This is a genomic window from Paraburkholderia phytofirmans (assembly GCF_046028095.1).
In the GTDB taxonomy this organism is placed as follows: domain Bacteria; phylum Pseudomonadota; class Gammaproteobacteria; order Burkholderiales; family Burkholderiaceae; genus Paraburkholderia; species Paraburkholderia phytofirmans_A.
In genome coordinates, this window is sequence record NZ_JAQQDJ010000003.1 from 618,635 (window position 1) to 644,465 (window position 25,831).

General features: G+C 62.1%; 19 protein-coding genes. 8 read left to right on the plus strand and 11 right to left on the minus strand.

The genetic code is table 11. From position 1 onward, the window contains the following. The first annotated feature begins 10 nt into the window (after positions 1-10). Together PQR54_RS11700 and PQR54_RS11705 are read left to right on the plus strand one after the other, a co-directional pair. Positions 11-1,966 (plus strand): aconitase family protein, encoded by a 1,956-nt coding sequence (locus PQR54_RS11700; RefSeq protein WP_408245680.1) that lies wholly within the window; start codon positions 11-13, stop codon positions 1,964-1,966. 122 nt (positions 1,967-2,088) lie between these two features. Beyond that, positions 2,089-3,555 (plus strand): MFS transporter, encoded by a 1,467-nt coding sequence (locus PQR54_RS11705; RefSeq protein WP_408245682.1) that lies wholly within the window; start codon positions 2,089-2,091, stop codon positions 3,553-3,555. 39 nt (positions 3,556-3,594) lie between these two features. Here PQR54_RS11705 and PQR54_RS11710 read toward each other — a convergent pair whose 3' ends face one another. After that, complete coding sequence (locus PQR54_RS11710) at positions 3,595-5,526, minus strand: NHL repeat-containing protein (RefSeq protein WP_408245684.1); 1,932 nt, start codon at positions 5,524-5,526, stop codon at positions 3,595-3,597. A gap of 406 nt (positions 5,527-5,932) precedes the next feature. Here PQR54_RS11710 and PQR54_RS11715 point away from each other — a divergent pair, with 406 nt between their 5' ends. Beyond that, positions 5,933-6,901 carry a LysR family transcriptional regulator gene (locus PQR54_RS11715; RefSeq protein ID WP_408245686.1) on the plus strand — a complete coding sequence of 323 codons (969 nt, stop codon included), beginning with the start codon at positions 5,933-5,935 and terminating at the stop codon, positions 6,899-6,901. A 28-nt stretch (positions 6,902-6,929) separates the two neighbouring features. On the opposite strand, the gene PQR54_RS11720 is transcribed toward PQR54_RS11715, so the two are convergent. Continuing rightward, the gene (locus tag PQR54_RS11720; protein ID WP_408245688.1) at positions 6,930-7,586 is read right to left on the minus strand and encodes a FadR/GntR family transcriptional regulator; all 657 of its coding nucleotides are present in this window, start codon (positions 7,584-7,586) and stop codon (positions 6,930-6,932) included. Positions 7,587-7,830: 244 nt separating this feature from the next. On the opposite strand from PQR54_RS11720, the gene PQR54_RS11725 reads away from it, so the two are divergent. Genes PQR54_RS11725 through PQR54_RS11740 form a run of 4 tightly spaced genes read left to right on the plus strand, consistent with a single transcriptional unit; the run spans position 7,831 to position 12,934 of the window. After that, on the plus strand, positions 7,831-9,615 hold the full coding sequence (locus tag PQR54_RS11725; RefSeq protein WP_408245690.1) for a gamma-glutamyltransferase family protein: 1,785 nt from the start codon (positions 7,831-7,833) through the stop codon (positions 9,613-9,615). Between the two features lie 48 nt (positions 9,616-9,663). Next, positions 9,664-11,076 (plus strand): MFS transporter, encoded by a 1,413-nt coding sequence (locus tag PQR54_RS11730; protein ID WP_408245692.1) that lies wholly within the window; start codon positions 9,664-9,666, stop codon positions 11,074-11,076. Between the two features lie 33 nt (positions 11,077-11,109). Then, positions 11,110-11,664 carry a GAF domain-containing protein gene (locus tag PQR54_RS11735; RefSeq protein WP_408245694.1) on the plus strand — a complete coding sequence of 185 codons (555 nt, stop codon included), beginning with the start codon at positions 11,110-11,112 and terminating at the stop codon, positions 11,662-11,664. 1 nt (position 11,665) lies between these two features. After that, entirely contained in the window at positions 11,666-12,934 is a 1,269-nt protein-coding gene (locus PQR54_RS11740; protein ID WP_408245696.1) for an MFS transporter, read from the plus strand. 25 nt (positions 12,935-12,959) lie between these two features. Here the strand turns inward: PQR54_RS11740 and PQR54_RS11745 are convergent, their stop codons facing one another. Further along, a complete protein-coding gene (locus PQR54_RS11745) occupies positions 12,960-13,940 on the minus strand; it encodes an LLM class oxidoreductase (protein ID WP_408245698.1) in 981 nt (326 codons plus the stop codon). 48 nt (positions 13,941-13,988) lie between these two features. Next, on the minus strand, positions 13,989-16,364 hold the full coding sequence (locus PQR54_RS11750; protein WP_408245700.1) for a DNA polymerase II: 2,376 nt from the start codon (positions 16,362-16,364) through the stop codon (positions 13,989-13,991). Between the two features lie 230 nt (positions 16,365-16,594). Here PQR54_RS11750 and PQR54_RS11755 point away from each other — a divergent pair, with 230 nt between their 5' ends. Beyond that, the gene (locus PQR54_RS11755; protein WP_408217505.1) at positions 16,595-17,020 is read left to right on the plus strand and encodes a PRC-barrel domain-containing protein; all 426 of its coding nucleotides are present in this window, start codon (positions 16,595-16,597) and stop codon (positions 17,018-17,020) included. Positions 17,021-17,217: 197 nt separating this feature from the next. Here PQR54_RS11755 and PQR54_RS11760 read toward each other — a convergent pair whose 3' ends face one another. The 7 genes from PQR54_RS11760 to PQR54_RS11790 form a co-directional block, all read right to left on the minus strand. Then, on the minus strand, positions 17,218-18,228 hold the full coding sequence (locus tag PQR54_RS11760; protein WP_408245702.1) for a DUF2891 domain-containing protein: 1,011 nt from the start codon (positions 18,226-18,228) through the stop codon (positions 17,218-17,220). A 202-nt stretch (positions 18,229-18,430) separates the two neighbouring features. After that, positions 18,431-19,762 (minus strand): NAD(P)/FAD-dependent oxidoreductase, encoded by a 1,332-nt coding sequence (locus PQR54_RS11765; protein WP_408245704.1) that lies wholly within the window; start codon positions 19,760-19,762, stop codon positions 18,431-18,433. Then, positions 19,762-21,054, minus strand: a complete 1,293-nt coding sequence (locus PQR54_RS11770) for an NAD(P)/FAD-dependent oxidoreductase (RefSeq protein ID WP_408245706.1) — start codon at positions 21,052-21,054, stop codon at positions 19,762-19,764. Before PQR54_RS11770 ends, PQR54_RS11765 begins: the two co-directional genes overlap by 1 nt. A gap of 71 nt (positions 21,055-21,125) precedes the next feature. Then, positions 21,126-22,703 (minus strand): DUF3138 family protein, encoded by a 1,578-nt coding sequence (locus tag PQR54_RS11775; protein WP_408245708.1) that lies wholly within the window; start codon positions 22,701-22,703, stop codon positions 21,126-21,128. A gap of 38 nt (positions 22,704-22,741) precedes the next feature. After that, the gene (locus PQR54_RS11780) at positions 22,742-23,653 is read right to left on the minus strand and encodes an ABC transporter permease subunit (RefSeq protein WP_106277415.1); all 912 of its coding nucleotides are present in this window, start codon (positions 23,651-23,653) and stop codon (positions 22,742-22,744) included. Next, the gene (locus tag PQR54_RS11785) at positions 23,650-24,624 is read right to left on the minus strand and encodes an ABC transporter permease subunit (protein ID WP_408245710.1); all 975 of its coding nucleotides are present in this window, start codon (positions 24,622-24,624) and stop codon (positions 23,650-23,652) included. Before PQR54_RS11785 ends, PQR54_RS11780 begins: the two co-directional genes overlap by 4 nt. Continuing rightward, complete coding sequence (locus PQR54_RS11790; RefSeq protein WP_106301340.1) at positions 24,621-25,784, minus strand: ABC transporter ATP-binding protein; 1,164 nt, start codon at positions 25,782-25,784, stop codon at positions 24,621-24,623. Before PQR54_RS11790 ends, PQR54_RS11785 begins: the two co-directional genes overlap by 4 nt. Between the last annotated feature and the right edge of the window lie 47 nt (positions 25,785-25,831).

The window sequence follows — 25,831 nt, forward strand, 5'->3', positions numbered from 1 at the left end:
GAGAATGCATATGAGCGACACGATTCGTCTGGACGGCCGCGTGCTGTACCTGTCCCAGGACCCCGCGGTGATCGAGGCGCAACTCGTCGGCGAGAACTTCACGCGCGCCACGGCCGGTCCGCTGCGCGACAACGTCTCCACCGACGAGATCACGCCGGTCACCGTCATGCTCACGTACGACGAGCGCCTCGGCCAGTTTCCGTATGTCGGCTTCAAGGCCGGCGAGCGCATGCCGATCGGCCGCGACGCGGTGAAGAACGGCGGCTTCCAGGTGACGGTGGCGGGCAAGCGCTACGGCAAAGGATCGTCGCGTGAATCGAGTCCGTTGGCGGAACTCTCGGCCGGCATCCGGCTGATCGTCGCGGAAAGCTTCGAGCGGATCTATCAGCAGAACTGCGACAACATCGGCATTCTCACCACCACTGACTTTTCCGTGCTTGATCGTTTGAGCGCGGGAGAAGCAGTGCCGATCGACGAATTTCTCAAGGGACGCGACGCGCTCACGCAGCAGATCATTCGCAGCGGCGGCCTGCTCGCGTACAGCAGGTTCGCCGATTGGCCCGCGCCGCGCGTGGGCGATAGCGCTCAGGCTGACGTGGCGCAGGGCGCGCTGCCGAAGACGCTGGTCGAGAAGATCATCGAGCGCCATCTGCATCCGGGCAGCGTGGGCGCGCAGCGCGGCGACGGCGTGTTCATCGCCGCGGACTGGCGTTTCAGCCACGATTATTTCACCGGCATGTGCGCGCATCTGATGCATCGCGCGTTCGGCAAGCCGGCGCCGCTGCATGCGCCGGATCACATCATCGCGTTCCAGGATCATCTGGTGCTCGCATCGCAGAGCATTCCGCACGTGCGCGATGGTCTGCTGCCGGGCGTCGCCAATCTGATGGAAGGGCATACGTCGTTCTCGCGCGACTATCCGGTGCGCTCGCACGGCGCGCTCGACAACATGCCGGGCTCCGAAGGCATCTGTCATGCGTTGATGGCCGAGCAATATGCGTTGCCGGGGCAAGTGGCGTGCGGCACCGATTCGCATACGCCGCATTCAGGCGCGCTCGGTTGCCTCGCATTCGGCGCCGGCGCGACGGAAATCGCCAATAGCTGGGTGACGGGCTATGTGCGCTGCAAAGTGCCGGAGACCTTGCGCATCGAAATCAGCGGTCATTTGCGTGACGGCGTGACCGCGAAGGACGTGGTGCTGCATCTGCTGCAAATGGACGCGATCCGCTCGGGCGGCGCGATCGGCCTCGTGTTCGAATACGGCGGTTCGGCGGTGCGCGCGATGTCGATCGACGAGCGCGCGACCTTGACCAATATGGTCGCGGAACTGGGCGGTTTCACCGGCATCGTCGAACCGGACGAGCGCACGGTGGCATTTCTCAAAGAGCGGCGCGGTGTCGATTTCACCCTTGAAAACTGGATGAAAAGCGATGCGGGCGCCACCTATCGCGACACCGTCAATATCGACGCAAGCGCCATCGAGCCGATGCTCGCGCGTCCTGGTGACCCCGGCAACGGCGTGCCGGCGCCGCAACTGGAACAGGATGTCGCCATCGATATCGCGTACGGCGGCTCATGCACGGCGGGCAAGCGCGAAGACTTCGATTTCTATCACGAAGTGCTGCATTGGGGCGTCGAGCAAGGTCTTGGCGTGCCCGAGGGGACGCGTCTCTACTTGCAGTTCGGCACCATGGCGGTGCGCGCGTATTGCGAGGAACGCGGCTATTTGCCGGTCTTCGAGCGCGCGGGCGTGACGCTCGTCATGCCGGGCTGCGGGTCGTGCGCGAATTGCGGGCCGGGCCAATCGGCCGAGGCGAACGAAGTGACGATCAGCGCGATCAACCGCAATTTCCCGGGCCGTTCGGGACCGGGCAATGTGTGGCTCGCGAGTCCGTACACGGTGGCGGCGAGCGCGCTGGCCGGAAAAATCACCACCTTCGAACAATTGAAGCGCGCGCGCGGCTAGAATGCTGGCCGGACCTTGGGGCCCGGCATCGTGGTGCGTGTGACGCGCGAAAGTACAAGAGGCCGGCGAGACCGGTCCAGCGAGCCCTATCGTTTCGCGAGTATTACCAGGAGACAAACAACATGGCATCCCCCGATCACGCCGGGTCCGTCGCGAAGCAAAGCGGCGGCGCGGCGCATTCCGATAGCACAGTCAATCGCGCCGCCGCGGCCGCGCCGCTCGACGCCGGCAGCATTTCCGCGCGCCTCGACCGGCTGCCCGCCACGCGCTCCGTCTGGAAGCTGGTGGTGTTGCTGAGCCTCGGCTTCTTCTTCGAACTCTACGATCTGCTGTACTCCGGGTATGTTGCGCCAGGCCTTGTCAAAAGCGGTCTGCTCAGCGCGACGACGCACGGGCTGTTCGGCTCGACCGGTGTCGCGAGTTTCATCGCGGCGCTGTTCAGCGGCCTCTTTATCGGCACGATCGCGTGCGGCTTTCTCGCGGACCGCTTCGGACGCCGCGCCGTGTTCACGTATTCGCTGCTTTGGTATACGGTGGCCAATGTGGTGATGGCATTCCAGGAAACGGCTACCGGGTTGAACTTCTGGCGCTTCGTGGCAGGGGTCGGCATCGGCGTCGAGCTGGTGACGATCGGCACGTACATCTCCGAACTCGTGCCCAAGCAGATTCGCGGCCGCGCGTTCGCGTGCGAGCAGGCGGTCGGTTTTACGGCTGTGCCGGTGGTGGCGTTCCTGTCGTATCTGCTGGTGCCGCGCACGTTGCTCGGTCTCGACGGCTGGCGCTGGGTCGTGCTGATCGGCGCGCATGGCGCGCTGTTCGTGTGGTGGATTCGTCGCGAGTTGCCGGAAAGCCCGCGCTGGTTGGCACAGCAAGGACGCCTTGCCGAAGCCGACCGCGTGATGACGGCGCTCGAAGCGAAAGTGCGCCGCGAATACGGCCGCGAACTGCCGCCGCCCGCGCCGCCCGTGCCGGTCGCGCCGCGCGGCAGCTTCCGCGATATGTGGGTGCCGCCGTATCGCAGCCGCACGCTGATGATGACGATCTTCAATATCTTCCAGACGGTGGGCTTCTATGGCTTTGCGAACTGGGTGCCCACGCTGCTGATCAAGCAGGGCATCACGATCACCACGAGCCTGATGTATTCGAGCGTGATCGCTTTGGCTGCGCCGGTGGGTCCGCTTATCGGACTTTTTATTGGCGACCGCTTCGAGCGTAAGACAGTGATCGTGGTGATGGCGGGCGTGAACATCGTCTGCGGCCTGTGGTTCAGCCAGGCGGCGGGCGCGGTGTTGCTGGTGAGTCTCGGTGTGTGTCTGACGCTCGCGGGTAACATCATTTCGTACAGCTACCATGCGTATCAGACTGAGCTTTTTCCGACCAGCATTCGGGCGCGCGCGGTGGGGTTCGTCTATTCGTGGAGCCGTTTTTCGGCGATCTTCACGGCGTTTCTGATTGCCGCGGTGTTGAAGGAGTTTGGTACCACTGGGGTGTTCGTCTTTATTGCTGGCGCGATGCTGATCGTCATGCTGGCAATCGGGTTGATGGGACCGCGCACGAAGGGTATCGAGCTGGAGAAAATATCGCGGTAGCAACTTCATGGTCGTTAAGATCGACGTCTTTACACCCGGTCACGGCGTCCAGCGAAACACAGTAATGCTGGACCCTTTGACGTTGTTCTTCGTGACCACGTACTCGCCGGTCGATCGAAGGTAGGCCTTGACGCTGTACATCGCATCGATCGCGCTGCTCGTGTCCACGGTACGGGTGCTGGTGTTGACCAGCGTTGCGTCGAGGTTGCCTGTGGCGAGGTTGAAGGCGTCGATGTCCGGCAGAGCTTGCCCGCTGCCGAACCAGTAACCCACGAAAAGATAGCGCCCGGCCGCGTCGATCGACTTGGCGCCGGCGTGGGGGAGGTTGATCACCGGATTGGGTTTCGTGGTATTGCCCGCGCTCCAGCCGTGATACACCTCGATCCGCGTGCCTATCCCCGTCCAGTCCGTACTCCCGACAACGCCTTGCCCGAGAATCATCGTGTCGCTGTCCGCGAGATAGAGGATGCGCGTCAGCGGCTGGATGCTCGCCGGAATGCGGATGGCGATACCCGGTCCCCAAGTCGGCTTGCCGCTGGCGTCGAAGCCGGTCAGCGGGTAGTGATAGATGTTGCCCGTCCTGTCCAGACCGGCCCATACGCCGCCCTTGCTGTCGATGCAGAATCCGTCCCTGACCAGTGCGGTGGTTTTGAACGCCGGACCGGGAAGCGTAGCGTCCGGTATGGCGATATAGCCATTCGCGGCATTAAAGTGGAAGAAGTAGTAGACATCGGGATTCTGGCCGGACGCCACGAGGATCCGGTTGGCGCCGACCGTGGCCATGTGAGCGAAGTGCTCATCCCGTGAAGTATCGTTGATGTCGATGCGCGGGTCCGACGGATAGGCGAACGGATCGACGGTGTTCGCGACGAAGGCGCCGCCGGCGCTGCCGCTGTAGATGTTGGTTCCGCCATAAAACATGGTGCCGTCCGTGAGCGGGTCCGGTACGGCGTTGCTTTCGAGGTTCAGGGAGCGCAGCGTCCACTGCAGGTTGCCGACGCTGCTATACGCATGAATGTCGGTGCCGCCGTTGCGGCCGAGGTCCCAGCTTCCGCCCCACGGATTGTTGAGCACGTAGAGATTGGCGGCGGCGTCCTTGCCGATGCCGGCGATGCGGGTGAAGCGCTTCGCACCGACCTGGCCTTTGATGCCCGCAGTGGTGTCGAGATAACCGCCCTGAATACCGAACGTGCCGGCCAGCGTCGGCGTACCCGAGAGCGTGTAGCGCTTGATGTTCATGTCGGGGCCTTCGTCTCCCACCATGAGCTGTCCCGACGACGCATCGAAATAGAGTGCCGACGGCTGCGATCCGGCGGACATCTGAATGGTATTCAGCAGCGCCCCGGTTGGACTGAACCCGACGATCGTGCCCGCACTCTTCTGCGCGACCCAGACGTTGCCGGCGCCGTCCAGGGCGAGCGCGCCCGGGCTCTGGACGTTGATGTCTTTCTGCCAGACACCGTCGGTAGTGAAGATCCGCACGCGATTGCCGTCGATGTCGCTCGCATAAAGCAGCGAGCCCGCCGTGGCGAGTCCGGTGATGACGTCGACGCGCGGCTGGTTCTTCGACGCAGTGACCTGAATGAAAAGATCGCGAGCGCCGGTGGTGCGGTTGTATCGTCCCACCGCGCCGCTTCCGTACGACGCGTTGTACTGCAGCGCCAAGAAAATCGACTTGGCATTACCCGTGATAGCGCTGCCCTGAAATTCGCCATGCGCACCGATAGAGCCGGCGCTGCGGTGGTTCTGATAGATCGCGACGCCCCCCTCGTACTCGTCCCACATGGAGGCCGTGTAGACGACGCCTTCGGGCGCGACCCACATGGAACGCGCGGCGTTTCCGACGTGGGCGGAGAGGGTGCCATAGGTATTCGCCAGCCAGTCGGTGGTGTTTTGCGCCTGACAGGCCGGCGCAATCGTGGCGATCATCGCGGCGAGGAGCACAGCATGAATTCGTTTTCTTGCGACCATGACTGATGCTCTCCTGAGCGTAGCGATGATTGATGTGAGTCGTCGGCTAAGGTTGTTTCCTGAAATGCATGACCGGTAAAAGCTTGCTCAAGACTGTCTCGCGCTGCCTGTATTGAGTGCAGCGTACCACCTGCAAGTGGCAGGCGAATGACTCGTTTAACTCAATACGAATAACAGGCAATTTTGCGCCTCCTCATTTCTAGGTCAAATTGCGGATGGACTCAAGAGCTTCGGACAGTTCGATCAGGTACTTTGCTCGGATTGATCAATACATCGCCTGGGTCGCGAGTCATGCAGCATCAGTGAGTGCACCAATGCGACCCTCGCCGCGTCAGCGACGTACGCACCGATCCAAACTATTCGCCCTTCATGCGAAAATACTGTCTGATCCAAAAATCGTTACGTCATGCGCAAGAATCTCGATTACGGAGTGCTGCACGCAATGACGGCGTTCGTGCGGGTCGTCGACGCCGGCAGCTTCACGGCGGCGGCCGTGCAGATGGAGCTGACCACGGCACAGGTGTCGAGACTGGTCTCCGAGCTGGAGAACCGGCTGCAGACCAAGCTGCTGCAGCGAACTACACGGCGCATGTCGGTCACGACGGCGGGCGAGCGCTACGTCGAGCAGTGCCGGACGATTCTCGAACTGGTGACGGAGGCCGAAAGCGAGGCAAGCGGCGCCCGCATTCAGCCGGGCGGTCGCCTGAGAGTGCTCGGCATGGCGAGTTTTGGCGACCGCTACGTGGTGCCGCTGGTGGCGAAGTATTGCGCGATGTATCCCGCGGTGACGGTGGAATACAGTGCCTCGCAATACGTGCCGGATCTGTTGGCGGAAGGCGTCGACGTGAGCGTGTATGTCACCCGGAAACTGCCGGATTCGAGCATTGTCGCGCAGCGTCTAGGCGCGGTTCACGGCGTGTTGTGCGCCTCGCCGGATTATCTGAAACGGCATGGCTCCCCGAAGTCCGTGGATGATCTGGGCGGCCACGCCGCTCTGCGGCTCGTGAATTCCTCCTCGACGGCTCATTGGGAATTGACCGACGGTAAGAGCACGCATTCGATTCAACCGGTCGGGCCGCTGGTGGGCGATCATCCGGAGGCGGTCTTGCACGCGGCATGCAGCGGCTTGGGCATTGCCATGCTGCCGGGCTTTGCGGTGGTGGACCAGATACGCAAGGGCGAGCTCGTGCATGTGTTGCCGCAATGGCGCTCGCCGGAACACGGCGTCTACGTGCTGATGCCCTCCAGACGTTTCCTCGAAGCCAAGACGCGCGCGTGGGTCGAATTGTTGAAGGCTGAGTTGCCCGCGGCGATCGAACGTGACGCCATGCACTTCGTGCAAAAGACGGGATCGAAAAGGCGCTCGCGCGGTTGAAGTTCTGACGGCCCGGTCTTCACGAAAATCAGCTCGCCTTACCCGATGCCCGCCCTTGAACGCTCAGCAGATGCTCGCGCATGCAGCGGGCCGCTGTCTCTCCATCACGCGCTTTCATCGCATTGACAACAGCCTGATGCTGCTGGGCGAAATACTGCCGGGTCTCCTGGGCCACCGTCTTTTCACGTACGTCCGGTTTGACGCGCATGCCGTTGATGACTTCCATCAGCGCAATGAGTGCGGGATTGCGGGTGGCCTGGCCAATCAGTAAGTGAAAGCGATGATCCCATTGCTGCCACTCTTCGTCGTTCTTCGCGGCAGCGTTTTTACGCGCGCACTTTTCCAGTTCCAGCAGATCGTCCCGACTCGCTTTGGTCGCGGCGAGTTCTGCGAGGGCAGGCTCGAACAGCAGCCGCATTTCGGCGATGTCCGCCGGGCTGGTTCCCGCGCGCAGTCCACGCAGCGTGGGGCCGAACTTCAGCGGCCGCGCGCCCAGATAGGTGCCGCGTCCGACACCGCGCCACACCCGGCCCGACGCCTCCAGTGAAGCCAGCACCGAGCGCAGTTCCCTTCGACTGACGCCAAGGTCTTCGGCCAGCTTTCTTTCGGGCGGCAGCGCGTCGCCGTCCTTGAGTTGATGGCGGGCGATATAGCCGAGCAACCCTTCCAATGCTGTCTGTTCCATTTTTTTAACCGAACCAATGTTTATTGGTACCAAATCTAGCAGAATTGACGCGGTCTGGCGCGCAGTTTCACGAAAATATTTTGACCCGGTATATTGCAAGGAGATTTCGGGTTAGCATCACGTGAAATTCATCGGCTTGAGCAGTGTCTTTGTCAATTGTTCAGCCTGTACCTATAGAGATTGGTTCAGCCGTCAACAACCTGTCGCCAGCCGCCAGTCGCCCACGATCGCAAAGGAGCAGCGCATGTCGTTCACCACCCGCCCGGAACTGATCGGCACGTTCGGCATGGTGGCCTCCACGCACTGGCTGGCCAGCGCGTCGGCCATGGCCGTGCTCGAGAAAGGCGGTAACGCATTCGATGCCGCCGCCGCCGCCGGTTTTGTTCTGCAGATCGTCGAGCCGCATCTGAACGGTCCGGGCGGCGAACTGCCGGCCGTCTTCTACAGCGCGCGCGAAGACCGCGTGCGCGTGCTGTGCGGGCAGGGCGTGACGCCCGCGAGCATGACCATCGAGCGCATGCGCAAGCTAGGGCTGGAAGTCGTGCCGGGTACCGGACTGCTGCCTGCCGTCGTGCCCGGTGCGTTCGGCGGGTGGATGGCCTTGCTGCGCGATTACGGCCAGTTGCCGCTCGAGGACGTGCTGAGCTACGCGATCGGTTATGCGGAAAACGGCTACCCGGTGCTGCCGCGCATGACGTCATCGATCCTTGCCATCAAGGATTTCTTCCGGACCGAATGGACGACTTCGGCCGAGCAATGGCTGCGCGACGGCGACGCACCGATGCCGAACCAGCTCTTCGCCAACCCCGCCATTGCGAACACGTATAAGCGCATTCTGCGAGAAGCGAAGACCCGGCGTGACCGCAGCGAACAGTGCGAACGCGCCCGCGAGGTTTTTTATCGCGGCTTCGTGGCTGACGCCATCGACCAGTATTTTGGTTCGACGGCCGTTCTCGACACCTCGGGTCAGCGCAATCGCGGCCTGCTCGACGCCGGCGACCTCGCTCGCTGGGAACCGTCCTATGAAGACCCCGTTTCGTACGACTATGGCGACCTCCGTGTCCACAAGACCGGCCCGTGGGGGCAGGGGCCGATGTTCCTGCAGCAGCTCGCGCTGCTCAAGGGCTTCGATCTCACGGCCATGGACCCGATGGGACCGGATTTCGTGCATACGATCATCGAATGCTCGAAGCTCGCGTTCGCCGACCGCGAGGTGTTCTACGGCGACCCTGCGTTTGCGCACGTACCCATGGATATGCTGCTGAGCGATGCCTATAACGACGAACGTCGTCGGCTGATCGACCCGCGCCGGGCGTCGCTCGAATTCCGTCCCGGCATGCTCGGCGACAGCGAGCGCCGTGCCGCGCGCATCATGGTGTTGGCCGGCAAGGAACAGTCCGGCGGCTTCGGCCAGGGCGAACCGACCTTCGCTCCGTTGCCCGAACTGCGAGGCGATACGGTTCATCTCGATGTCGTCGACCGCTGGGGCAATATGGTGTCGGCCACGCCTTCGGGCGGCTGGCTGCAGGCGTCGCCGGCGGTGCCGGGCCTCGGCTTCAACGTGACCACGCGCGCGCAGATGTTCTGGATGGAGGAGGGCTTGCCTTCGTCGCTCGGACCGGGTCGCCGTCCGCGCACGACGCTTTCGCCAACGCTAGTCACCCGCGCAGGGAAACCGTATGCCGCATTCGGCACGCCCGGCGGCGATCAGCAGGATCAATGGTCGCTTCAGCTATTCCTCAAACACGTGCACGCCGGCATGAATTTTCAGGCAGCCGCGGATTCGCCGTCGTTCCAGACCGCGCATTTTCCGGGTTCGTTCTACCCACGCGCGATGCATCTCGGCAAGATGTCCGCCGAATCCCGTTTTCCGGAAAGCACGCTTGCCGAATTGCGCGCGCGCGGCCACGACCTGACGGTGGCCGAACCCTGGTCGCTCGGGCGCGTCTGCGCGGTCGGAATCAGAAACGGTCTGATGCGCGGTGCGGCGACGCCTCGCCAGATGCAGGCCTACGCGGTCGGGCGATAACCTCGGCATGGCGGAAATCGTGTCCATTCCTTCAGGGAGAAAGTTACCGTGTCTGCCGTAGCCGCTCGTCTTGAAAGACTTCCGTTATCGGGCTTTCACCGCAAACTCCTGCTCATCGGTGGCTTGGGGTATCTGTTCGATGGACTCGATTCATCGTCGCTCGCGTTTTTGCTGCCGGTCGTGAGCAAGCTATGGCACCTGAGCAGCGCCGAAACAGGGCTCGTCGCGAGCAGCACCTATATCGGGTACTTCTTCGGCGCCTTCCTGTCGGGCGTATTCGCCGATCTGATCGGCCGTCGGCGCATCATGATGACGGCGCTGGCCATCTACTGTGTCGCGTCGCTCGCGAGTGCGGCCGTGACAGACTGGCACACGTTCTTCGCGCTGCGCATCGTCGCGGGATTTGGTTCCGGCGCGGAGACGGTGGTGATCGCGCCATTCCTCGCGGAATTCGTGCCGCGTCGCTACAGAGGGATGTTTTGCGGCGCGCTGGTCGGCTTCATGTCGTTCGGCTATCTGAGTTCATCCATCCTCGGCTTCGTCGTGGTGCGAAACTATGCCGATGGCTGGCGCTACCTGGCCGTGGTGACGTCGTTGCCCGTCTTCATGCTGCTCTGGTGGCGCAGAACGCTGCCTGAGTCGCCGCGATGGCTCGAGAGCCAGGGCCGCACGGATGAAGCGAACCGGATCGTCAGCACGATCGAGTCATGGTTTGCCGGCCGAGGCATTCATCTTCCACCGGTCGGCTCCGTCGGCGTGCTTCCTGCGTCGGCACGTGCCAGCGGCAGCGCGTTGCAGAACGTGCTGACGTTGTGGTCGCCGCGACTCGCACGCACCACGGCGGTCAGCTGGCTGATGTGGTTCTCGGTCGCGTTCGCGTATTACTCGTTCTTCTCCTGGATTCCGAGCCTGCTTCTCAAAGAAGGGCTCACCATGACGAAGAGTTTCGGCTATTCCATCGCGATCTACGGCGCGCAGATTCCGGGGTATTTCTCGGCCGCGTGGCTCAATGAACGGATCGGGCGCAAGGCGGTGGTCGCGTCGTACATGTTGCTGGGCGGCATCGCGGCGATCGCGCTTGCGTTCTCTCACACGGGCATCGGCATCATGGTTGCGGGCATCTGCCTGTCGTTCTTCATGAACGGTGCGTTCGCGGGCGTGTATGCGTACACCCCGGAAGTATTCCCGACCGCGGTGCGCACGACCGGCACGGGCTCGTCGTCATCGTTTGGCCGCATCGGCTCCGTGAGCGCGCCCATTCTGGTCGGCCTCGTCTATCCCGTGCTCGGCTTCCTGGGCGTGTTCGCGATGACTACGACGGTTCTGCTCATCGGGGCCTGCGTGGTTTTCTTCCTGGGTATCGAGACTCGCAACCGCTCGCTCGAAGACATCGAGGCCGAGGAATTCGGTCGCACGCAAGATGTTCGAGGCCCGCTCAGTTCCACCGAAATACACGGCTGAATGCCGTGATTTGCCAACTTTCCCACACAGACCATGCAAGGCATCCGGATCGAAACTGCGCCGCCCACCCCGCAAGCGCTGGACATGTCGAACCTTGAACAGCTCGCGAAGGCCATGCGGCTCACGGGTCAGCCAGTGGCGATTTTCCGTGCGGTTCACGAAGTGGCGGCAAGCGCAATCGGCTTCAGCCTCTTCACGATCATGTCCTACGATGCGCAGAACCAGGAGGTGGAGCGCGTCTATACGAACATGCCCGACGTTTATCCAATTGGCGGGCGCAAGAAAAAGCACGGCACGCCGTGGGCCAAACAGATCCTGCTCGACCTCGAGCCCTTTCGCGCGGAAACCGCACAGGGCATTCGCGAAGCGTTCGACGATCACACCGTGATGACCGGCATGGGCCTCGGCTCGATACTGAACATTCCGATCGCGTACGACGGCGTGTGCATCGGCACCATGAACCTGACGCATCAGGAGCGGTGGTACACAAAGAGACATGAAGAGTTGGGATTACTGATCGGTTCCTTCCTGGCTCCCGCTCTCATTTCGCGCCATACGCTATTCACCGGCAGTTTGACTCCGCTCTGACATGACCACTACCCAACGTGTTGCGACAGTGTCGCCGGTTAGCGAGACTTCCGTGTCGCAAGGCCGCTGGCTGCTTGTTTTCATCCTCGGTTATCTTGCGCTCATGGCCGATGGCGCGGACGTCATGATGTACGGCCTCACGCTGACGCGCATCAAGGACGACTTCGGGCTGAGCAATGTCCAGGCCGGCGCGTTGGGCAGCCTGACGTTGCTCGGCATGGCAGTCGGCGGGATTCTCGGCGGCTGGGCGAGCGATCGCATCGGGCGGGTGAGGGTGGTGGTCTGGGCGTTGGCGCTCTTTTCGCTCGGCGCGGGGCTGCTTGGACTCACGCACAGCTTCGTGGAATTCGCGATTGTCCGCTTCATCGGTTCGTTGGGCATCGGCTCCATGGTGCTTGTCACGACGCTGGTTGCCGAATACGTGCCCACGGAACGGCGCTCGCTGATTCTGGGGGCATTGCAGACCGGCATTTCGGCCGGCTATATCGTGGTCATTGCGCTGAGCAGCTGGATTTTGCCGCACTACGGCTGGCGCACGCTGTACTACGTGTCGGCGATACCGGTGGTGTTTGCGTTGGCGATCAAGTTCGCGGTGCCCGAGCCGGCTAGCTGGCGGGCGAGTCAGGCGATCGAGCGCACGAGCCAGCGCCGCTGGCGCGACAGCCGCTATCACGTGATTTTCAGCAATCGGCAGACGCGTACCCTGTTCATCCTGTGGACGCTGGCCTCTGTGTTCATTCTTTCCGGCTTCTACGGCTTGAATAACTGGCTGCCGACGTACCTCGAAAAAGAGCTGCATATCAAGTTCAGCGCGCTGACCGGGTACATGATCGGGACTTATGTAGTCGCGTTCATCGGCAAGATCTTCGCCGGCTGGTTGGGCGACCGCTGGAGCCGGCGCGGCGTGTATGTGCTCGGCTGCGTGGGCGCCGCGCTCTTTCTGCCGGTGATCATCTTCTGGCACACGCGGGAGAACATTGCCGTTCTCATGCTTTTCTTCGGGTTTCTGTACGGCGTACCGCTGGGCACGATCGGCACGTTCATGTCCGAGAGTTTCGCCACTTCCATCCGCGGCACTGCGGTGGGCGGCTCCTATAACCTGGGGCGCTTCTGCTCGGGGGCGGCGCCTATCGTGATCGGTTTTCTGGCCACGCAGTTTTCCATCGGTCTGGGCTTCCTCGTGGTCGGCGCGGTGTTCTTCCTGAGCGGCGTGACCGCGTTGTTCATCCCGGACCGCTTGTACGACACGGACCAGCCGTCCACGCCGTGAGTCGCAGCAGGTGCTCAACGCGTTTCTACGTCTCCTGATGAAACTGCGGCAACACTTCATCGGCGAGTTCGTTGACGATCTCAGCGACGGGACGCTCCGACGCCAGATTGAACGTCACATGGTGTGTCCCGTCCGCGCGCAGCGCTTCGAGTATGTCGATCAACGCAAGCCGGCCGGTCCGGTAGCCGAGTGAGACGGCCTGAGCCGGCTCATGCGGATCGCTGCTGAGTTCGAGCCGCATCGCAACGCCGAACGCACGAAACGCTGCGGGCGCCACGCGTTCGACGGCGGCGCGCCACATGCTGTAACGGGCGCGCTGAGCGTCGGGCTCGCGATGGTACGTCATCCATCCGAGCGAATGGCGCGCGATCCAGTCGACGCTCCGACCTCCCGAACCTACAGCAAGCAGTGGCACCACGCGCGAATGCGCGGGCAACAGCTGAAAGGTCGGCGCACCTTCAGGCGCGCGATCGGGAATCACGCGCGACGGCTCGCCGAGCGCGGCGGCAACCGTCTCCCAGTGACGGCGATACAGCTCGCGCCGCTCATCGGAATCGCGCCCAAATGCGGCATATTCCGGCGGACGATCGCCTGAACCCAGACCCAGAATGAAGCGTCCGTGGCTGAGCGTATCGACGGACAGCGCCGCCTTGGCGATATGCAGCGGATGTCGCAGCGTCAGCACGATGGCGCCGCTCACGAGCGCGATACGCCGCGTATTCGCGGCGAGCGCACCGAGCAACACCCACGGGTCGAGATGGCCGACAGGGTCCGGGTAGTCCGCGCTGTTCAGCGGCACGTCGCGGATCCAGAGTGCGCGAAAGCCGCGTTCGTCGGCGAGACGCGCGAGCGCCAGCTGCTCGTCGAAATCGGCCACGATGGTGCCGGCGCGCAGCATCGGCAGGGTGAGTCCGAGACTGAGCGCACCGTCTGAAAACACGCGGTTCGCGGCGCTTTGCGGCTGATCTTTCGGTTCGCCTGCCGCGATCGGATTCGACTCGTTCATGCATGGCCCTTGCTGTGCGTCATTGGTACGCCCGATGCTAGCACTGCGTCAGAACAACTGCTTCTGCCCTGACATCAAGGTCGTGAAATCGTCGCGCAGGAGCGGCAGGATCGCGTCGGCCACGGGCTGCAATTGACGCGTCAGGTAGTGTTCATAGTCGATTGCCGAACGCAGCGTTTCCAGCGGCTCGGGTCCGGCCACTGTCATTACATAGCTGATCCAGCCGCCGTTCTGGTATTGCAGCGGGCGCCCTTGCCGCCGGTTGAATTCGTCCGCCACACGCGCCGCGCGCACATGCGGCGGCACGTTGCGCTCGTATTCTTCGAGCGGCCGGCGCAGCCGCTTGCGATATACGAGCTGATCGTCGAGCTTGCCGTCGAGCGTGTCGCGCACATAATCGCGCACGTAATCCTGATACGGTTGCTGCGTGAAGATGCGCCGATACAGCTCCTGCTGAAACTGCTGCGCGAGCGGCGTCCAATCTGTGCGTACCGTTTCGAGTCCCTTATAGACGATGTCTTCGCTGCCGTCCGGCAAAACGGTGAGGCCCGCGTAGCGTTTCTTGCTGCCTTCTTCTGCGCCGCGAATCGTCGGCATGAAGAAGCGCCGATAGTGCCGCTCGAATTGCAGTTCGAGCGCGCTGTCGAGCCCGAACCTTTCCTGCAGATTCTGCCGCCACCACGCGTTGATATGCTCGACCAGCGCGCGGCCGATGCGGCTCGCGTCGTCCTCGCTGTGCGCGTGTTTCAGCCACACGAAGGTCGAATCCGTGTCGCCGTAGATGACTTCATAGCCTTCGCCCTGAATCAGTTCACGCGTGGCATGCATGATTTCGTGGCCGCGCATGGTGATCGACGAGGCGAGACGCGGATCGAAGAAGCGGCAACCGGTCGATCCCAATACGCCGTAGAAGGCGTTCATGATGATCTTCAATGCCTGCGAAAGCGGCTTGTTGTTCTCGCGTTTGGCCGTTTCGCGGCCTTGCCACACTTGCCCGACGATCGACGGCAAACAATGGCGCGTGCGTGAAAAGCGTGCACCGAGAAAGCCCGGAACCGATTGGTCGTCGGCGGGATTCAGCATGCCTTCGACAAGACCGACAGGATCGATCAGAAAGGTTCTGATGATGGACGGATACAGGCTCTTGTAATCCAGTACCAACACGGAATCATAGAGACCGGGGCGCGAATCCATCACGAAACCGCCGGGGCTCGCGGCCCCGGCCACATCGCCGAGGTTCGGCGCGACATAGCCTTGCCGATGCATGCGCGGCATATACAGATGCGTGAACGCCGCCACCGATCCGCCGCTGCGATCCGCCGGCAAACCGGTCACGCTCGCGCGTTCTAGCAGGAACGGCAGCAACTCCGTTTTAGCGAAGATGCGCGTGACCAGCTCGCAGTCTTTGAGGTTGTAGCGCGCGAGCGCGGGCTTGTCCTCGTCGAAGCGGCGCTGGATTTCGTCCATGCGCTGATACGGATTGTCGATCGCCTTGCCTTCGCCCAGCACCGTGCGCGAGACATGTTCGAGACTGAACGAAGGGAAACTCCAGGTCGCCGAGCGCAGCGCCTCGATGCCGTCGATAATCAACCGCCCCGCAGCGCCGGCGAAGAAGTGGTTCTGCTTGAGCCCGTGCTCGCGCCATTCCATCACGGCGCCGCCACGACCGAGCCGCAGCGGCACGCGATATTGTTCGGCGTGCTGCTGCAGCACACGCAGATCGAACTGCACCAGATTCCAGCCGATGATCGCATCGGGATCGTGCCGCTCGAGCCAGGCGTTCAGTTTTTCCAGCAACTGTGCGCGGGTTTCGCAGTATTCGAGGTCGAAGTCGAGCGTGCTCGCGTCGCCGTTCGGCGGCCCCAGCATATACACTTGACGCTGTCCGCAACCTTCCAGCGCGATCGAATACAACTCGGCGTGAGCGCTGGTTTCGATATCGAGCGACACCAGCTTCAAGGGCGGACGATAGCCGGCGGCCGGCTTGAGTTCGCTGTTCACGAGCGGGCCGCTCTTTGCGTTGCTCTGCGCGTCGCCGCTGAACCAGACCGGCGCCGTGATAAAACGCTCCATCATGTAGCGCTCGGGCGGAAAGATATCGGCTTCGTAGACGTCGACGCCGCCTTGTTTCAGGCGTTTCTCGAAGCCCGTCAATTGCCGGTACTGCGGGCAGTAAAGTCCCATCACCGGCCGATGCTGAAAATCGCACAGATCGAGTGCTCGCAGGTCGAGCGGCGCTTCGCGGCGCAGTATCGTTTCAGCGCGCTCGCGATGTTCGGCGGGAATGAACGCCACCGAAGGCTGAGGGCGTAAGCGCACGTGCCGGGGCCCGCCGTTCGTGGCCAGCCAGAAATCGACTTCGGTGCCGGCGGGCGTGTCCCGCCAATGTCGGGTCAAGATGAAACCCTGTTCAAGCTCAGTCAAACTGCCACCTCTAAAACTGGCGTGATCGCCTTGCGCGATTTTACCGCCATGCGCTGCGGGCCGTGACGTCATCCCCGAGCGTTGCGGCGTGGACTTGTCGAGATGTGCGCATGCGACCTTCCGGCACGCTGGATGCAACCGCGCCGCGCAGTCTGTATGATCGTGGTGCAGCGATTCCATTCGGCGCAGGCCATGCGCCGGTCAAGTCTACTAAGAACGGAGTAAGCGATATGACTTTGGGCAAACTTGTTGTTGTCGTCGCGGTAGCTGCAACCAGCCTTGGTGCACAGGCGCAAGTCGCCGGCACTCAACCGCTGAGCGTCACGGTCGAGCAGTCGAATGCGTTGCTGAGCGGCTGGAGTGTGAAGAAGAGCATTCTCGGTAAATCGGTCTATAACGACCAGAACGCGAAAATCGGCACGGTCCGCGATCTGGTGATCGCACCGGACGGTTCGCTGTCCGCAGCCATTGTCTCCGCAGGCGGTTTCCTGGGCGTGGCGTCGCACGACGTGGCGGTGCCCATCGCAGCGCTGGACATCCGCCAGGGGAATTTCTATCTGGCGGGCGCCACCAAAGACGCACTGAAGGCAACGCCCGAGTTCCAGTACAACAAGGTTCAGGCGCCGCCGAAGCCTAAAAAGCTGACGGGGCAGTAAATGCAGGAAGCCGGCGCGTCGTCGCCGGCTGAGCCGCGAGAAGCGGCTCTGTACTGAAGCAACAATTGAAAAGCGGCGCTCGCAGCGTGAATTGGTTAGTGGGAGAAACCGTTTCGCGAATGCGGCGCCGCTTTCGTATTTTCAGTTGACCATGCCGCCGGTCGAGTTCGATTCGAAGTCTCGAATCAGGCCTTTATTCAAGCTTCCAATGCAAGCGTGGCGAATGTGCCGAGCCAGTGCTCGCCCATATAGTCGCCGGCCACGTGCGGCAGTGCGGTTTGCAGATGCCGCTCGGCCGCATCGAACAGAACGGTTCGGCGAATATCGCCTGCGGGCAGGGCGCGCGCCAGCGAACGTTGGCACCATGCGCGGCTGAGATTCAGGCCGTCCAAATGCGCGATCTTGCCGTCGGTGCGATCCGTTACGGTGACGGGCTCGAACAGCGTAGCGGGCTTTTTCGCACCGAGATCCGGCAGAAAGCGGCCGAACCAGTCGACGAACTGGGCAGGCGGCAATATGCGGCGCATGAGCTCGGCTTCCATGAGAGAAGGCGAGAGGAATTCGTCGCCGGCAGGCTCCCATGCCTGACACGCGACGTCGTTCACAAACCAGCGTTCCGCGGTATTCACGACGAGCGCTTCCAGCGAATCACGCGATGTTTGCCGCGCGAAATCCAGCGTCAGCGCCAATGCGAAGGCCATATTGAAGTGCGTGCCCACGCGCAGCGGGTAGGTGGCCTTCGGCAGAAAGTCTTCGAAGCGCTCGACAAACAGTTCGGTAAGCGGCGCAAAGGTTTTCGACCAGCGCGCGGCTTCCGAGAGCTTCAGCGAACTGAGTTGCCCGCTCAGTGCGAGCAGCCAGGCCCAGCCGTACGGACGCTCGAAACCAAGGTTGTGCGGCAGTTCGAGATACGCAACTTCACCGGCCACGTTAGCCGCGGTGAAATGCTCGTCGACCACCGCGACGATGCGCGCCGCTTCCGGCAGATCGGGAAAACGATCGAGTAGATGCAGAATCAACCAGTAGCCGTGCACGCACGAATGCCAGTCGTAGCTGCCGTAAAAAATCGGATGCAGCGCACGTGGGCCTTGCACGTCTTGCGGCCCGGCGAGCGAATGCGTCAGCTTGTTCGGGTATTCGCGCGTGAGATGGGCAAGCGCCAGGTTGGCGAATTTTGATGCGAATTCGCGAGTGAGTTGAGTAGTCATCGGCGCCTCCTCAAAAGCGGCATACGAATAAGTATGACAGTATGCTGTTGAGGGCCACCAATAGTAAAGCAGCCGGCATTTGCGACCGGATTGCGCCGTGCCGTGGTCCGACGTTACAGCAGCACTGCCGGCGTGATATTGAGGATGGGTTTCGCCGGGGTTGCCGCGGCAATGTAAAAGCCGCGCGGCGTACCGGCGACGCCTAGAACAACTCCAGTATCCGGTGATACATCATCCCGAGTTCCAGCGCCGGCCCGCGCAAAGCGGGGCCGCCTGGAAAGCGCGCATGCCGCAACTGCGCGAACAGATCGAAGGCTTTCGTCTCGCCGGCCATGGCTTGAGCCACCACGCGCCCGGCAATACCGGTCAACGCGACACCGTGCCCGGAAAACCCCTGCACGTAGAAGTAATTCGGATCGATCGATCCAAAATCGGGCGCGCGATTGCGCGTCACGTCGACAAAACCGCCCCACGCATAGTCGATTTTCACGTCGCCGAGTTGCGGGAACACGCCGATCATGCGCTGGCGAATCTCTTCGCCGAGCTGCACCGGTGAAGCACCGGTCGAGCTTGCCCGCCCGCCGAACAGCACGCGATGGTCCGCCGACAACCGGAAATAGTCGAGGAAGAAGTTGTTGTCGCAAATCGCCTCGCGCCCCTTGATCAGCGCATCCGCGCGCTCCTTGCCGAGTGGCTCCGTGGCGACGATATACGACGCGATGGGCGCGATACGCGCGGCCACCGGCGCGGGCAGCACGCCGCCGATCGTGGCATTGCCGCACGCCGCGACAAAACGGCAGCGCACTTCGCCACGAGCGGTACGCACGACAGGCCGCGCACCGCGCACGACCTCGATCACCGGCGAATGCGCGAACAACTGCGCGCCTTCGCGGCGAGCCGCATCGGCGAGACCGAGACAGTATTTGAGCGGATGCAGATGGCCGGAAAACGGATCGTAGACGCCGGCCAGATAGCGTTTCGAAGCGACGCGCGAACGGACCTCGTCGGTATCGAGCCACGAGAGTTTCGAATAGCCCCAGCGTTGGGAAGCCGACTCCATCCACGAACGCAAATCGGGCACGCGTTTTGGTTTGGTGGCGACGGTCAGATAGCCGGACGTGAAATCGCAATCGATGCCGTAGCGTTCGATACGCTCGCGCACTAACGAAACACCTTCCACCGACATCGCCCATGCGGCCCGCGCGCCGTCGAGACCGAGCTGGCGTTCCATGATCTCGTCTTTCGCGAAACCCACCAGCGTCTGCCCGCCGTTGCGGCCCGACGCGCCCCAGCCTGGACGATGCGCATCGAGCACGACCACCGACAAGCCGCGCGCCCGGCATTCCAGCGCCACCGACAAACCGGAGAAGCCCGCGCCGATCACGCATACGTCGGCTTCGAGCGTGCCGTCGAGCGCGGGATCGTCGGCGAGCGGACGGGTCGCGCTCGCTTCATAGTAGGAGTTGGCGATCAGCGCATCGGCGCGGCGGTCGAGCGTATTAAGCGTGTTGAAGCCGGGAGTCGGAGCATTCATCAAAGCAGGTCCTTCATTCGATACCAGGCCATTGCGAGTACGAGGGCAGGGGTGCGCAGTGTAGCGCCGCCCGGGAAGTCGCGGTGACGAATCTTGCCGAACAGATCGAAGCGCGACGCCTGGCCGTCGATCGCCTCGGCGATCAGTTTGCCCGCGAGACCGGTGGTATTCACACCGTGCCCCGAGAACCCTTGCGCGAAATAGACGGTCGGCGAGAGCCGGCCGAAATGCGGCGCGCGGTTCATGGTGATGTCGACGAAACCGCCCCACGCATAGTCGATTTTGACGTCGTCGAGTTGTGGGAAAGTTTTCAGCATATCGCGGCGCATCGCTTCGCCGAGCTTGCGCGGCGCGAACGTCGAATAGCTCACTTTGCCGCCCCACAGCAAGCGGTTATCGGGCGCGGGGCGGAAGTAATCCAAAACGAAACGGCTATCGCACACGGCGGCTTTTGCAGGCATCAGCGCTTCGGCGCGATCGGGGTCGAGCGGCTCGGTGGCGATCACGTAGGTGCCGACCGGCATGATCTTGTTCGCCACGTCCGGCGCGAGCTGACCGAGATAAGTATTGCAGGCGAGCACGACGAAGCGTGCCTGCACCCGCCCGCGTGCCGTTTCAGCCACATGTCGGCCGTTTTCTTCACGCAAGGCCGTGACGCAACTGTCCTCGAAAATTTGCACGCCCGCTTCGCGCGCCGCGCGCGACAGGCCCAGCGTGTAATTCAACGGATGCAGATGGCCGCTGTCGGCGTCGAACAGGCCGCCCAGGTAGCGCTGCGATTGAACATAGTTGCCGACGCCGTCGGCATCGACGTAACTGAAGCGGTCGTAGCCGAAGCGCCGCTGCGCTTCGTCACGCCATTTTTGCAGCGCGTCGGTATCGCGCGGCTTATTCGCCGCGGTCAGATAGCCGATGGTCAGATCGCAATCGATCTGGTGCTTCGCGACGCGTTCCTTGACGATGTCGAGGGTTTCGATCCCCATGTCCCAAACACGCTTCACGTCGTCCGCGGGCAGGTACTTCGCGAACGTATCGATATCGCACGCGAAGCCGCCGATCAACTGGCCGCCGTTGCGGCCGCTCGCCGCCCAGCCGACTTTCGATGCTTCGAGCACCGCGACCGAATGGCCGCGTTCAGCAAGATTGAGTGCCGTGGAAATGCCGGTCAGTCCCGCGCCGATCACGCACACGTCGACGCTGATCGTTTCGTCGAGCGTGGGATGGCGGGTGCTGTCGTTGGCGGTGGCGGCGTAATACGAGGCGACGTGAGGCTGGTTCGAGAATCGGAGCATAGGCAGAGCATACGGAAAGAGCCTGTGCGCGTGGCCTTTTCGACAGCAAGGCCACGCGCAGACAGAACAGATTAGAACGAGTAGATGAACTGGGTCGCGAGCAGGTCGTTGGACTTGCCATACGAACCGTCGTTCTTCAGGAACACCTGCTTGTTGGCCCAGTCGTGGCGGTATTCCACCTTGACCGTGATCTGCTGGGTCGGATAGAACAGCAGGTCGAGCGAAACGTCCTGGCGGGTCGCGCCCTTGCATTCGAAACCGAGGCCACCGTTCGCCTGCGAATTGGCGAGACAGTCCGCGCCGATACCGAAGCCGTTGGCCGTGTCCATGCCGTTGCCGTTCAACGCAATGCCACCGCCGCCGCCGCCGTTCTTGCTGTCGACCAGCAAGTCGTAACGCACCGTCGCGCCCATGCGGCCCACCACCGGCAGATTGAACTTGCGGTGCGCGAGCAGCGACAGGCCGTACCACTGAGCCTGGCCGCCGTTGTACGCGGCGTTCTGCTGCTGGCCGTAGTCGAGTTCGGCGTTGTACTGCACGTCGGCGAGCGTGTAGGTCAGGTCCGCTTCTGTGAAGAAGAACGTACCGCCCGAGCTCGGTGCCTGACCGCCTACGCCGTAGCTGACCGCGCCGTTTGCGTCGATCGAGCTAGGCAAGGTCTGGCGGCCGATGTTGATCGACGCGCCGAGATCCAGTGCGCTCGACCACGTGTAGTCGGTGCGAGCCGTGAACGTCGGAATCTTGTTGCTGGTCGTGATCGGATCGCCCAGCGCGTTCGTGCCCGTCTGCGTGACCGCGCCGAACGTGCGGTACTGTTCGTTGCCAACGAAGAACTTCCACGCCCAGTTACCAACCGTGTAGTTCGCGCCGATCCCGACATAGCTGCCTGGATCCGAGAAGTCGTACAGCAGGTTGTGCGTGAGCGTGAGCATCTGATTCGACTGCTGCACTTCGTAGCCGCCGAAGCTGGGAATCAAACCGGCCACGAGTGTCGTGGTCGCCGTCAACGGCACATTTACCACGGCCGTGTTCAGGATGTTGTTGCCGATATCGCCGTGCGAGTTCTGCAGCAGCGTAATGCCGTTGCCGCGGTTCGGCATCAACGTGATTTCAGCCGACGGCGCCATCGGGCCGACACCGAAGGTCTTCTTGATGTCGAGGTACAGATCGCCGAATGTGCTGTTGAAGTAGTTGTAGCTGCTTTCGTGGTTCGCGAACAGGAACGACGAGCTGCTCTGTGCACGGTTATACAGGTAGGTCGGGTCGATATAACCCGTCACCGACAAACCGGCGATCGGCCCGGTCTGCGCCGCGTCCTCGAGCGAATCGACCTTCAACTGCTGATTGGCGATCTGTTGCTTCATCGCCGTCACGTCGTCGTTGGTCAGCGTCGCCCGAGCCTTGCCGTAATCAGGCGACGAGACGTCCACCGGCGCGGCCACTATCGCCGGGGCAGGGGCCGCTGTCGCCGCCGTCGCCGCGGTGGCTGCCTTCGGCTTGGTGGCGACTTCCGCCCGCAACTGCTTCACCTCCTTTTGCAGTGCATTGAGTTGGGCCTGGAGCGCCTTGATCTGGTCGCTGGTGGCATCCGCCATGGCCATGCCAGGCAGACTCCCCGCCACCAACAGACAGATGAGCTTCTTTCTCATTCAAATTCTCCTTATTGGTCGTATTGCGAAAGGACTTCTTATGCGCGTGCCGTATCGAGCGACTTTCGTACGGCGGCTTGTTGTGGTGCGGCGGGCAAAGGGTCGGCGGCTTCGGCGAGTGCGAAAGCCATCTGCATGTCGCGATTGCGTTTGCGTTCGCGCAATTGCATCCAGCGGTTCACGGCGATCACACCGATCGTCACGGTCGTAATAAAGATCGTGGCGAGCGCGTTCATTTCCGGATTCAGACCGAGCCGCACCCGCGAGAACACGACGAGCGGCAGCGTGGTCGAGCCGGGGCCGGACAGGAATGCGGAGAGCACGAGGTCGTCGAAAGACAGCGTAAACGACAGCAGCCAGCCCGACATCAGCGCCTGCGAGATCAGCGGCAGTGTGATCAGAAAGAACACCTTGAACGGCGTGGCGCCGAGATCGAGCGCGGCTTCTTCGAGCGACTTGTTGAGCTCTTTCACACGCGATTGCACGATGATCGCCACGTACGAGACGCACAGCATCACGTGGCCGATCCAGATCGTGAAGAGACCGCGGCCCTTCGGCCAGCCGAGCATCTGTTCGAGCGCGACGAACAGCAGAAGCAGCGAGATGCCCTGAATCACTTCAGGAATCACAAGCGGCGCGTTGATCATGCCGGCGAACAGCGTAAAGCCGCGAAAGCGTCCGAAGCGCGCGAGCACGAAACCGGCCCATGTGCCGATCACGACCGAGGCGCACGCGGTCAACAGACCGATCTTCAGTGAGAGCCATGCGGCGTTCAGCAGTTCGCCGTCTTGCAACAGCGCGCCGTACCATTTGAGCGAGAAGCCGGACCACACCGTGACGAGCTTCGACTCGTTGAACGAATACACAATCAGGCTGATGATCGGAATGTAGAGAAACAGAAATCCGAACGTCAGCACGCTATTGGAAAGCGTCTTATTAGGCTTGATCATTTCGCGCCCTCCAGTTCCTTGACCTGGTAGTACTGGAACACGGCCATCGGCACGAGCAGCAGTAGCACCATTGCGACGGTGACGGCGGATGCCATCGGCCAGTCCATGTCGTTGAAGAATTCATCCCACATCACGCGGCCGATCATCAGTGTGTCGGCGCCGCCGAGCAGTTCCGGAATCACGTATTCGCCAACCGCCGGAATAAACACCAGCAGACTGCCGGCGATAATGCCGTTCTTCGACAGCGGCAACGTAATACGCGTGAACGCGGTCCACGGTTTGCAGCCGAGGTCGTAGGCGGCTTCGAGCAGCGTCAGATCCATCTTCACGAGGTGCGCATACAGCGGCATCACCATGAAGGGCAGGTAGGAATAGACCATGCCGATATAGACGCCGATATCCGTGTGATAGAGGCGCAACGGCGAATGAATCATGCCGATCGCCATCAGCGTGTGATTGAGCAGGCCGTCGTCTTTCAGAATGCCTATCCATGCGTAGACGCGAATCAGGAACGACGTCCAGAACGGCAGCATGACGCCCATCATCAGCAGGTTGCGTTTCGTCGGTTCCGAGCGGGCGATGTAGTACGCAATCGGATAGCCGATCAGCAGACAGAAGAAGGTCGAGACCGCGGCCATCTTCAGCGAGCTGATATACGTGGCGACATACAGATCGTCCTGCAGCAGGAACGCGTAGTGGCTGAGCTGCATGGCGAAATGCACCATGCCGTCCTTGACCGTGACGAGATCCGTGTACGGCGGAATGCCCAGACGCAGATCGGCGAAACTGATCTTCAGCACCAGCACGAACGGCAACGCGAAGAACACCGTGAGCCACAGGAACGGCACGCCGATCACGGTCGAGCGGCCCGACGGCACGAGCATCGACAGGCGTTTTTTCAGCGAGCCGAGCAGGCGGTTGCCGGACGGCGCGCCGAGCGCCGCTGGGGAGGAGGTAGTGGGATTGCTCATTGCGTCAGCACCACGCCGCTAGCCGGCGACCAGTAGACGAACACGTCGTCGTTATAGGAGGGCGCACCTTCGGCCATCAGATGCGAGCTGGAGAGATTCGACACGACGGTCTTGCCGCTCGGCAGACGCACGTGATAGAGCGAATAGCTGCCCATGTACGCCACATCCGAGACTACGCCGCGCGCCCAGTTGTGCGGCGTGGTCGGCTTGTCGAGCGACACCTTGATGCGCTCCGGACGCACCGAGATCCCTACCGGCATACCGAGCGGCCCGGTAATACCGTGGCTCACGTAAATGCGCGATTCGAGCTCTTCGCTTTCCACGAAAATATGGTCCGGTTCGTCCGCGACCACCGTGCCTTCGAACAGATTGGTCGAACCGATGAACTCTGCGGAGAAGCGGCTATTCGGAAACTCGTACACCTGGCTCGGCGAACCGATCTGCACGATGCGCCCCTCGCTCATCACGGCGAGGCGGCCGGCCATCGTCATCGCCTCTTCCTGATCGTGCGTGACCATCACGCAGGTCACATCGACCTTCTCGATGATGTTCACGAGTTCGAGCTGGGTCTTCTGGCGGATCTTTTTATCGAGCGCCGACATCGGCTCGTCGAGCAGCAGCAGCTTGGGGCGCTTCACGAGCGAACGCGCGAGCGCCACACGCTGCTGCTGACCGCCTGACAGTTGATGGGGCTTGCGCTGCGCGTATTTGCTCATTTGCACGAGATTGAGCGCATCGGCGACGCGTTCCTTGATCTCGTTCTTCGGCGTGCCTTCCTGCTTCAGGCCGAAGGCGATGTTCGCCTCCACGCTCATGTGCGGAAACAACGCATATGACTGGAACATCATGTTGACCGGCCGCTTGTACGGCGGCATCGCGGCGAGATCTTCGCCGTCGACGAAAATACGCCCGGAGGTCACCGTCTCGAGCCCCGCGAGCATGCGCAGGAGCGTGGACTTGCCGCAGCCTGAGCTGCCGAGCAGCGCGAACAACTCGTTCTTGGCGATGCTCAGGTTGACGTTGTCGACAGCGGTGCTGTCGCCGAATTTCTTCACGACATTTTCAATGCGAACGAATTCGTCCGATTTCGATTTTGTCGTCACTGCGGGGCGGGCCATCTGGGTGGCGCCGGCTGCGCTTTTTGAGGTCGTCGAGTTCATGATGTAACCATTCCTTGCGGATCGCGGGCGCAAGTGTCTCCATACGA